The following is a 3786-nucleotide window of genomic DNA, read 5'->3' as shown; positions in this document are numbered from 1 at the left end:
CTAGCGGGCGGTAGCGGATCAGTTGTCCGGTTGGCGAGTTTTGCGCCCGGGTTCAATCGGAAGGACTCTTGCGGTTCACCATAGCACGGTTATACCCACTGACCTGCGCTTATCTGCCCGCAAGTCGCAGCGGCTGCTTTCGCGCGTACGCCGAGGACACTGCTGCCCGACCACGACACCATCACCCCGGTCTGACGACCTTCCCGATCCCGGGCTTCCTCATCAAAAAGGGAGCCAAGGGACTGATGGAAACTGCCACCGACGGTTTGCGCAACGCGTCCTCGAGGTGATGAAAAGCTAATCGTTCCGAACCACCTGCTGAGCGCGCCAACCACCGCCGCCGACCGGCCAGGATCCGCTCGATGTTGTTCTGCCCCAGTGCAAGTCCGTACAGGCAGCGTGTTGGAAAATCGATATGTGTTGAATGCGAAGACGTTCGCCTCTTTTGTTTGCGCTTGTGCAAATCGAGGTTGATACTTGACCAATTCCAAACTAGGTCTTGACTGACTCCAGACAAGAGCGAATATTTGAGTTCGTGTCGTCAACGGAGACGGACTACTCGGCACAGCTTCGGACGGTCGATCTGCGCGTGACCCGACCCAGGGTCGCCGTGTTGCAAGCGGTCCACGACCATCCGCATGCTGACACCGAAACGATTTTGACGGCGGTCCGCAGCGGGCTGCCCGATGTCTCGCGCCAAGCGGTGTATGACGTCCTCAATGCTCTGACCGCGGTGGGTCTGCTCCGTCGGATCCAGCCTCTGGGCATGGTCGCCCGCTACGAATCACGGGTCGGCGACAACCACCATCACGTCGTCTGCCGATCGTGCGGCAGCATCGCCGACATCGACTGCGCGGTCGGTGACGCGCCGTGTCTGACCCCGTCTGACGAGGACAACGTGCTCGACGGGTTCGTTCTCGACGAGGCCGAAGTCATTTATTGGGGAATGTGCCCACAGTGTTCGACCGCAACGTATCGATCACAACCGTGATCACAGCCCATTTCACCCACCCCTGAAAGGAATGCAGTGTCGTCCGATACAGCCCACACGGGCAGCAATAGTGAAAGTCCGGTCATTGACGCGCCGACGCCGAATGGTGACGCCCCCCTGACCAACCAGGATTGGTGGCCTAACCAGGTCGACACATCCAGGCTGCACCCCCACCCGCCGCAGGGCAACCCGCTCGGCGACGACTTCAATTACGCCGATTCGTTTTCGGGGCTCGACGTCGAGGCGCTCAAGGCCGACCTGGTGTCGCTGATGACCACCTCGCAGGACTGGTGGCCCGCTGACTACGGCCACTATGGCGGCTTTTTCATCCGGATGAGCTGGCACGGCGCCGGCACGTACCGCATCTACGACGGCCGCGGTGGCGGCGGCCAGGGTCTGCAGCGCTTCGCTCCGCTCAACAGCTGGCCGGACAACGTCAGCCTCGATAAGGCGCGTCGGCTGCTGTGGCCGGTCAAGAAGAAGTACGGCAACAAGATCTCCTGGGCCGACCTGCTCATGCTGGCAGGCAACGTGGCCCTGGAGTCAATGGGATTCAAGACATTTGGATTCGCTTTCGGCCGCGAAGACGTGTGGGAGCCGGAGGAAGTCCTCTACGGCGAAGAGGGCGAATGGTTGGGCACCGACAAGCGCTACTCCGGCAAGCGTGATCTCGCGCAGCCCTACGGCGCGACCACCATGGGTCTGATCTACGTCAATCCCGAAGGCCCCGAAGGGAAGCCGGACCCCGTCGCGGCGGCGATCGACATCCGCGAGACCTTCGGCCGGATGGCGATGAACGACGAAGAGACCGCCGCCCTCATCGTCGGTGGCCACAGCTTCGGCAAAACCCACGGCGCCGGCGATGGCGACCTGGTCGGACCCGAGCCGGAAGCGGCCCCGATCGAGCAGCAGGGGCTCGGCTGGAAGAGCGCCTACGGCAGCGGCAAGGGCCGGGACGCCATCACCAGCGGCCTGGAGGTGGTGTGGACGCCGACACCGACCAAGTGGGACAACACCTTCCTGGAGACGTTGTACGGCTACGAGTGGGAGCTGACCAAGAGTCCCGGCGGCGCCTGGCAGTTCACCACGAAGGACGGTGCCGGCGCGGGCACCATCCCCGATCCGTTCGGCGGGCCGGGACGTGCCCCGACGATGCTGGTCACCGACATCTCGCTGCGCGAGGACCCGATCTACCGCGAGATCACCAAGCGCTGGCTGGATCACCCCGACGAACTGGCCGATGCCTTCGCCAAGGCGTGGTACAAGCTGCTGCACCGTGACATGGGACCGGTCTCTCGTTACCTTGGCCCCTGGATTCCCGAGCCGCAACTGTGGCAGGACCCGGTGCCGGCCGCCGACCACCCACTGGTCGGCGACGAGGACATCGCAGCCCTGAAGAAGAAGGTGCTCGATTCCGGGCTGTCGGTGCCGCAACTGGTCAAGACGGCATGGTCCGCGTTGGCGAGCTACCGCAACACCGACAAGCGCGGCGGCGCCAACGGGGCGCGGATTCGCCTTGAGCCGCAGAAGAACTGGGAAGCGAACGAGCCCTCCGAGTTGGAGAAGGCGCTGGCGGCGCTGGAGAAGGTCCAGCACGAGTTCAACGACTCGGCGCCCGGCGGCAAGAAGATCTCGTTGGCCGACTTGATCGTACTGGCCGGGTCTGCGGCGGTCGAAAAGGCAGCTAAGGACGCAGGATACGAGATCGACGTGCACTTCGCGCCGGGTCGTACCGACGCTTCGCAGGAGCACACCGACGTGGAATCGTTCGCTGTGCTCGAACCGCGGGCCGACGGTTTCCGCAACTACGCGCGGGCCGGCGAGAAGGTGGCGCTGGAGCATCTGCTGATCGAGAAGGCCTGCCTGCTCGGCGTGACCGCGCCGGAATTGACGGTGCTGGTGGGTGGCCTGCGCGTGCTGGGCGCCAACCACGGCGGCAGCAAGCACGGTGTCTTCACCGACAAGACCGGCGTGCTGACCAACGACTTCTTCGTCAATCTGCTCGACATGAACACCGAGTGGAAGGCGTCGAAGACCGCGGACAACGTCTACGAGGGCCACGACCGGTCTTCGGGTGCGCTGAAGTGGACCGCGACCGCGAATGACCTTGTCTTCGGCTCGAACTCCGTGCTGCGGGCGCTGGCCGAGGTGTATGCCCAGGACGACAACAGGAGGAAGTTCGTCGAGGACTTCGTCGCGGCGTGGGTGAAGGTCTGCAACAACGACCGGTTCGACCTCAAGTAGCGCCTGACTGTCCTGCACGAACACTGCACCCCGTGAGCTTCGGTTCGCGGGGTGCAGTGCAGTTGTCAGGGGTCGATCAGGTCACGGAATCTCATGGCCGGCCAGACCGCTGCGCCCATGCTGGCGACCCGTTCGACCAACGTGGCATCGGACGTCACAACGGTGATCTCCGCAGGGTTCTCATCCGCGCAAATCAGGCGAGCAATCTCGTCGTCAGCCGAATTCGGCGCGGCTCTGGGCGCGTGGTGCACCAGGATCGCCGACGACTGAATGGGCGTCGGAGTCGGGCCTTCGAAAACAACGATCACCTGCTCGCCCGCCGTCAGGGCCCACCGTTCGAGCTGCTCGACGAGACGTAACCGCGCGCTGTGGCGGTCCTTCCACCAGCCGTCCGGACGGCTTCCGATGACGTTCATGGCGTCGACGATCCAGCGCACAGTGCCGACGGTACGGGCGTTGCTGCGGCTACGCTAGACCTAAGTTAAGCCGGTTTTTCGGGGGTTTGTGGTGGTTGAGCTGGCCTGATGGGCGTCGACACGCCGTAATGTGTA

General features: G+C 63.7%; 3 protein-coding genes. 2 read left to right on the top strand and 1 reads right to left on the bottom strand.

Features of this window, described 5'->3' with window-relative positions; translation table 11 throughout:
• The first annotated feature begins 535 nt into the window (after nt 1–535).
• Together ABDV69_RS20465 and katG are read left to right on the top strand one after the other, a co-directional pair.
• Nucleotides 536–991, top strand: coding sequence for a Fur family transcriptional regulator (locus tag ABDV69_RS20465; RefSeq protein ID WP_343577603.1), 456 nt, complete (start codon nt 536–538; stop codon nt 989–991).
• A 36-nt stretch (nt 992–1027) separates the two neighbouring features.
• On the top strand, nt 1028–3235 hold the full coding sequence (katG, locus tag ABDV69_RS20460; RefSeq protein WP_343577602.1) for a catalase/peroxidase HPI: 2208 nt from the start codon (nt 1028–1030) through the stop codon (nt 3233–3235).
• A 65-nt stretch (nt 3236–3300) separates the two neighbouring features.
• On the opposite strand, the gene ABDV69_RS20455 is transcribed toward katG, so the two are convergent.
• Nucleotides 3301–3672 (bottom strand): NYN domain-containing protein, encoded by a 372-nt coding sequence (locus ABDV69_RS20455; protein WP_343577601.1) that lies wholly within the window; start codon nt 3670–3672, stop codon nt 3301–3303.
• Nucleotides 3673–3786: the final 114 nt, after the last annotated feature.

Source organism: Mycobacterium sp., from assembly GCF_039583785.1.
GTDB lineage: Bacteria > Actinomycetota > Actinomycetes > Mycobacteriales > Mycobacteriaceae > Mycobacterium.
The sequence above is the reverse complement of the archived record's forward strand: the minus strand, read 5'-3'. Positions and strand labels throughout refer to the sequence as shown.